The organism is Parashewanella curva (genome assembly GCF_003675895.1).
Classification (GTDB): Bacteria; Pseudomonadota; Gammaproteobacteria; order Enterobacterales; family Shewanellaceae; genus Parashewanella; species Parashewanella curva.
In genome coordinates, this window is sequence record NZ_ML014866.1 from 1 (window position 1) to 7,248 (window position 7,248).

Below are 7,248 nucleotides of genomic sequence, written 5' to 3' on the forward strand. Positions count from 1 at the left end.
ATACGCAGTTACGTTTCGAGTTGCAGAAAGCAAAATATAACAGCTTCAACAGCGCTGAACTTGTTGTTCAGTGGGCATTTGCCAGATATTTTTGTTCAGTAGGCTGAATAGTTACGAAAAAATTTTCTCTTCTGTCACACTGAAAGCGGCGCCAACAGTAGTGCAGTGTTATACAGTATCGTTGAAACTTGCAAAGTCAATGGCGTTAATCCCTCTCAATATCTCACCTATTTATTTGAGCAACTTGCTCATGCTCCTAGCGATTTAGAGCCCTTAATGCCTTGGAATTTTGATAAGGATTAGTGGGGTTCGGCAGACGCTTACAGTTTATTGAAAGTTTAGGTTTAGAACCTGAAGAATACCGTGAGCTATTATGGATTTAATCAAATCAACTTTTTCACCCCCTCCACATTCTAAACATGAATAACTTCGTTTTACTCAAATACAGCCAAGGAAGTCCCCTCCATGAAAACAAATACTCCTGATGTAAAATTTTTAAAATATAGAGATTTATTAGAACAAACAAATCATTAACAAACCTTATAAAATATTAATCAAACAAATCAGATGATTAGCATAAAATCACTTTAAAGAATCATGGGCTTGGATGAATATGCATCCTCTAAATTTGGTACAACCCGTTGCTCAAAGCTTTTCCACACCTGTATCTCAACCGCATATAAATAGCCAAGCACACGCTACACCTGATTGGCTCTTAAAAACACGACTTGAACAACTTCTCTTTGATTCTGATTTATCACAAGAATGCTTAGAGAGTTTTAAAGCTGCAATTTACAATATTGATGAATGGTTTAATGGCTTTCAGGTAAATGAACAGGATAAAAAAGAATTCACCCGAGAGTTAGTAGACTACGAATATGGAAATTCGTTTCAAACAGGCAGTGGTATAATAAATGCGGCACTAGCATCAAGCGTAAAGCCTAAATATGCTGCTATTTTTTCGGTTTTTATTCCAAAGTACAAAGAAAAATCAATTGAATTATCTTGGTGTGAAAAATGGACACTGTCTCGAAAGCCTGTTAGGGCTTCAATAATTGCCATTGACATAATTTTACTACTTACCCTTTATAAACCAGACGAGGTCTACGCTAAGGTAATGTCCGCGAAAGAAGCATATGTTTCTTTAGTGTCAGTAAAAACTGAAGAGCTTGAATCAATTTTTGTCGGCACTCAGCCTTTTATCTCTACCATAATGCCTATGGGAATTTTATGCTGGGCCGATCAATGCTGCCCTAACTCACATGCCGCCGACTCTATTTGCCCAACAGTGGTCTCACATACAAATAAATCACTTTTATATCGGCATATGATTAGAACACATTTACTTTCAAATTCAACACAACAACGGTCTTATCAGACTTTTGACCCAATATTAATAAGGTGTGGTGAAGAATTTGAATACTATCCTCCTTTAGATAAGGGAAATTCGCTTAACGATGACGAAGAACTTGAAATATTACGACTGTGGCAAGCTGCTATAAAAAGTAAACTCAGACAGTTAAATATACCTGAAAACGAATGTTCAATATGTTTAAACGAAAAAGAGCGAACGGTTACATACAACATAGGGTCTTGGCAAGCTAGATTGTTTTTTGATGGGTGGTCTAACTTTACTCTTCCTGAAGTTAATGTTTCACCATATAGACTTGGAGAAATGATTACCTTTACCGACAAAAAACTTCCATTAGAAGATATTTTCAATCATTTTATTACCGCAATTGCTAAAGAGCTTGGCTTAAGACCAAGTTCAGGTCATAAACACATCGATTTGACACAAGCAGTTGGATACAACCCAGAATTTTTCTTTCGTTTTCTTATAGCGATAGAAAATACATCATGGTTAACTCAGTGCTTCAAAACAGCAGAATATTCAGATAAAACAAGAAAGTACCTTGCGCTAAATCCTGATGCAAAGTTAGATGCATTACAAGGTCTGCTAAATTCTTTCAATGAACTTTTACTCGCTGGCTACAAGGGAAAGGGGAACGGTAAATTCAGTGACAATAAAAACATATTACAGCTCCTTGAGTTAGTCATTAATATTATAGAAATGGATTCAAAATATAGGCCTTTAGAGATCCCAACAAATTTAGGTAAAAACTGTGAAGAGCAGCTTTCAAAAGCAGATAAAGGCCTAGTTGTTACTCATCCAACGGTAACTGTGGAGCTACGTTTTTTTAACACCGCAAGAACTGGACGAGAAGCAATAAAGATTTCCAAGTTGATCAGAGCATGGTTAACTAAAATCGCACAAGAACAAGAAAATGCTACTCCACTTCATTATCAAGCAATTAACCCAATGGTTCCTATAGCGCACGAAAAATTAAAACTCATGTTTGAAGAATTTGTTGAAAGCTTAGGTTTAGAACCTGAAGAATATCGAGAATTACTGTGGATCTAATCTTCATTTATGGTCAAAGCATAATTCGCTTGTTCATAATCAAACCCTTGCCCAAGCAAAAACCTGATCCGTTTTGCCTTATCGTTGTAATCAACAATAGGTTTATCTGCATATTTTTTTATTGCTTTTTCTTTAGCAAGTTCAAACCAGTCACAATCTGAATTTTCAATTACTTGAGAAATAATGTCAGAAGATAAGCCTTTTAAAGACATGGCTTGTCTGATGCGAATCACACCATGACCTTTATAAATATGACTTCTAAGTAGTGATTCAGCATACCGTGAATCATTGAGATAACCACTGGCTTCACATTCATCAAGGGCAATTTCGATGTCAGCAAGCTCGTAGTCTTTTTTAACGAGTTTATCCTGAATTTGTTTGCGGGAGTAATCGCGGCCAGCCAATAAGCTGACCGCGTAGGATTTTGCTGTTGGTGGAGTATTCACAATATTCAACCTGAATGATTCAATATTGTCATGCCTGCGAAGGCAGACATCCAGCGACTCTATTATCAATAAAGGCACTAGACTCCTGCCTTCGCAGGAGCGACCAGAAAGATCTTATTAGTTAAAATACTTCGCCAGTTTCTAAATCAACGTTTTCTTCACCTTCGGCAGCTTTAGCTTCAGCTTTACCTAAAAGAAGTGAACGAAGTTGTTGGTCGATCTCTTGAGCAACAGCAGGGTTTTCAACCATAAATTTACCCGCATTTGCACGACCTTGACCAATCTTGTCGCCTTTATAGCTGTACCAAGCACCGGCTTTTTCGATGATCTTATGTTGAACACCAAGGTCAACTAGCTCACCATTGCTGTTGATACCTTGTCCATAAAGGATTTGGAAATCAGCTTGTTTAAATGGTGCCGCAATCTTGTTCTTAACCACTTTAACGCGGGTTTCGTTACCCACCACTTGGTCGCCTTCTTTAATTGCACCAGTACGACGAATATCTAAACGTACAGAAGCGTAGAACTTAAGTGCGTTACCACCAGTAGTCGTTTCTGGGTTACCAAACATTACACCAATCTTCATACGGATTTGGTTAATGAAGATAAGTAGCGTGTTAGACTGCTTTAAGTTACCAGCAAGCTTACGCATTGCTTGGCTCATCATACGAGCCGCTAGCCCCATGTGTGAATCACCAATTTCACCTTCGATTTCAGCTTTTGGAGTAAGAGCCGCTACCGAGTCAACAATGATTACGTCAACAGCACCAGAGCGAGTTAATGCATCACAAATTTCTAGAGCTTGCTCACCAGTATCAGGTTGAGAACAAAGTAAGTTATCAATATCCACGCCTAGGTTTTTAGCATAAACAGGATCAAGTGCGTGCTCAGCATCAATAAAGGCACATGTCTTACCTTGTTTTTGTGCAGCTGCAATCACTTCCAGTGTTAGCGTTGTCTTGCCTGATGATTCAGGACCGTAGATTTCAACGATACGTCCCATTGGTAAGCCGCCAGCACCCAGTGCCGCATCCAAAGACAGAGAACCAGTAGAAATAGTTTCTACATCCATTGAGCGATCTTCACCCAAACGCATGATAGAACCTTTACCAAATTGCTTTTCAATTTGTCCCAATACTGCGCCCAGTGCTTTTTCTTTATTTGCATCAGCTGCCATTGTTGTTCCCTCTCGTGGATACTTAAAACTAATCTCGATTTAATGTCAGTTAGTATACTGTACAATCATACAGTATCAAGTGTTATTGAAAATAATTTTTAACTTCTTATCTGATCACGAATTTAATTCTTGCTAAGATACCCGTCAAAGATTTTTATTGAGATAGGGATCGCTTCTTTCCTATGAATGCCGAATTAGCAAACTTAGACAGCCATACGCCAATGATGCGTCAATACCTTACGATGAAAGCTCAACATGCTGATATGTTGCTGTTTTATCGAATGGGGGATTTTTACGAACTTTTTTATGATGACGCCAAACGTGCTGCCGAATTACTGGGCATATCACTTACCGCTCGCGGTAAAAGTGGTGGCAACCCTATTCCAATGGCCGGCATTCCCTATCATTCAGTTGAAGGTTACCTTGCTAAACTGGTTCAATTGGGTGAATCGGCAGCTATCTGTGAGCAAGTCGGAGACCCTGCAACATCAAAAGGCCCTGTAGAGCGTAAAGTCGTTCGAATTATTACACCGGGAACACTGACTGATGAAGCTTTATTGCAAGAACATAAAGACAATTTATTAGCCGCAGTTTATGGTCGGCAAAACGTATTCGGTTACGCGACATTAGATGTTGCCTCAGGTCGCTTCGTCGTGAGTGAACTCACCTCATTAGAAGCGTTAGAAGCAGAGCTGCAACGCACTAACCCAGCTGAATTACTGTATAGCGAAGATTTCTCTGAATTGACCTTAATAGGCTCAATTAAAGGTAGCCGTCGTCGCCCTGAATGGGAATTTGATTACGACACTGGTATAAAAATGCTACTTGAGCAGTTTGGCACTAAAGATTTACGTGGCTTTGGAATTGGTGATGCCCGATTATCATTACAAGCCGCGGGTTGTTTAATGCAGTATGTTAAAGATACTCAACGTGCTTCCCTACCTCACATTAATGCCATTACTCGTTTTAATCAAAACGACAGTATCGTGTTGGATGCCGCGACTCGTAAAAATTTAGAACTGACTCAAAACCTTTCAGGTGGATTCGATAATACCTTAGCATCTGTACTTGACAGCACAGCAACGCCAATGGGAAGTCGAATGTTGCAACGCTGGATCCACCAGCCGTTAACTAACCATGCTCACATTCAAGCTCGTCATCAAGCCGTCTCTGAACTTATTGATGCTAATTTATATGATGAGCTACACGACTTTCTAAAAGGGTTAGGTGATGTAGAGCGCATCATTGCCAGATTAGCACTTCGCACTGCAAGACCAAGAGACTTTGCACGATTGCGTCAAGCACTGGAAGTGTTACCCGAAATTCAAAATCTAATGTCAGATGCAGAGTCAGCGCATCTACAACAATTAACTCGACTGTTAGGTGAGTTCCCAACTGAATTGGAATTATTGCAAAACGCCATTGTGGATAATCCACCTATGCTTATCCGAGATGGTGGTGTGATCAAAGAAGGCTACAACTCAGAACTAGATGAATGGCGTCAACTCAGTGATGGCGCAACCAGTTATCTAGAACAGATGGAACTGCGTGAACGTGAACAAACGGGTATTCCAACCCTAAAAGTTGGCTACAACCGTGTTCATGGTTATTACATTGAAGTGAGTAAGGCGCAATCAGCAAATGTTCCACTGTCTTATCAACGTCGCCAAACCCTTAAAAATACTGAAAGATACATTACTCCAGAGCTAAAAGAACACGAAGAAAAAGTGCTTTCAAGCCAAGGCAAGGCACTAGCGTTAGAAAAGCTGTTATGGGAGCAATTATTTGATTTATTGATGCCACAATTGGCGCCTTTACAACAATTTGCTAAATCGGCTGCTGAATTGGATGTACTAAGCTGCTTTGCAGAACGTGCTGAAATGCAGAACTACACTTGCCCTGAACTTACAAGTGTTACTGGTATTCATATTAATGCAGGGCGTCATCCTGTCGTTGAGCATGTCAGTGATGTACCTTTTATCGCTAACCCTGTTGAGTTGAACAATCAGCGCCGTATGTTAATGGTCACAGGCCCTAATATGGGCGGTAAATCGACTTATATGCGTCAAACGGCGCTAATCACGCTAATGGCACATATCGGCAGTTTTGTTCCAGCTGAAAAGGCGGTTATTGGGCCTATAGATCGCATCTTTACTCGTATTGGCGCATCAGACGATCTCGCCTCTGGTCGATCGACTTTTATGGTGGAAATGACCGAAACCGCCAATATTCTGCATAATGCCACGCAAAACTCTTTGGTATTAATGGATGAAATTGGTCGCGGCACTTCAACTTATGATGGTCTTTCCCTCGCATGGGCTGCCGCAGAGTATCTTGCTACTAAACTGCAAGCATTAACGCTATTTGCTACCCATTACTTTGAATTAACTCAGTTACCTGAAACCTTATCTTCTGTAGCCAATGTTCACTTAGATGCTGTAGAGCACGGCGACACCATCGCCTTTATGCACGCAGTGCAAGAAGGCGCAGCAAGTAAGAGTTATGGTTTACAGGTTGCTGCATTAGCTGGTGTTCCGAATCATGTGATTAAGGCAGCCAAGCAGAAGTTACATTTGCTAGAAAGCCGTGATCACGATGTAACGTCTCCGACTCAACAGGATTTGAATTTAAGTTTTAACTCTGGCGTTTCGCCAGAGTTGGAAGAGGTTGAAACCTTACTTGGCCAAGTTTCACCGGATGATCTGACGCCTAAACAGGCATTGGAGTTTGTTTATCGGTTGAAAAAAGTAGTTTCGTAAGTTTTGGCTTACTTACCAGTATCGCAGAAAGAGTTTCTTCGAAACTCTAAAAAACCTTGGGCTTTCAGCCCAAACCCGAACAAGAGGGGATTCTCCAGCAAATCCCCTCTTGTATCTCCCCATGCCGCCCCACGAAGCTAAACGTTTCAGCGATAATTGAATAAATGGCTAACGACTGGTACATCCATGTATCCCAGAGCCTACCTCGACATCCATGTCGAGGTTGCGCCATTTCTATATTCAATTATCACTTCAACAGCTTCAAGGGGACTAAGGGTATCTCTTCGATTGGATCTTTTTATGTGTGATAGTGCTAACCCATTTGTGTCGGATAAGCGACACCTGTTACCAGATGCCGCTCTCCTAAGAACCGTACGTGCAACTTTCACTGCATACGGCTCAAGCCTCCACTAAGGCATATTACGTTACCCAGCAACTTCACAA

General features: G+C 40.5%; 5 protein-coding genes. 3 read left to right on the top strand and 2 right to left on the bottom strand.

The features are described from left to right. The first annotated feature begins 165 nt into the window (after positions 1 to 165). Positions 166 to 303: a transposase domain-containing protein gene (locus tag D5018_RS22455; RefSeq protein ID WP_121840728.1), complete on the top strand. Its 138-nt coding sequence runs from the start codon at positions 166 to 168 to the stop codon at positions 301 to 303. Positions 304 to 613: 310 nt separating this feature from the next. Beyond that, entirely contained in the window at positions 614 to 2,422 is a 1,809-nt protein-coding gene (locus D5018_RS19905; RefSeq protein ID WP_121840729.1) for a hypothetical protein, read from the top strand. Here D5018_RS19905 and D5018_RS19910 read toward each other — a convergent pair. Both D5018_RS19910 and recA read right to left on the bottom strand, forming a co-directional pair. Beyond that, positions 2,419 to 2,868, bottom strand: coding sequence for a regulatory protein RecX (locus D5018_RS19910; protein ID WP_416351555.1), 450 nt, complete (start codon positions 2,866 to 2,868; stop codon positions 2,419 to 2,421). The genes D5018_RS19905 and D5018_RS19910 overlap by 4 nt on opposite strands. A 121-nt stretch (positions 2,869 to 2,989) precedes the next feature. Next, entirely contained in the window at positions 2,990 to 4,045 is a 1,056-nt protein-coding gene (gene recA, locus D5018_RS19915; RefSeq protein ID WP_121840730.1) for a recombinase RecA, read from the bottom strand. Positions 4,046 to 4,227: 182 nt separating this feature from the next. On the opposite strand from recA, the gene mutS reads away from it, so the two are divergent. Next, positions 4,228 to 6,804 (top strand): DNA mismatch repair protein MutS, encoded by a 2,577-nt coding sequence (gene mutS, locus D5018_RS19920; protein WP_121840731.1) that lies wholly within the window; start codon positions 4,228 to 4,230, stop codon positions 6,802 to 6,804. Positions 6,805 to 7,248 lie beyond the last annotated feature (444 nt).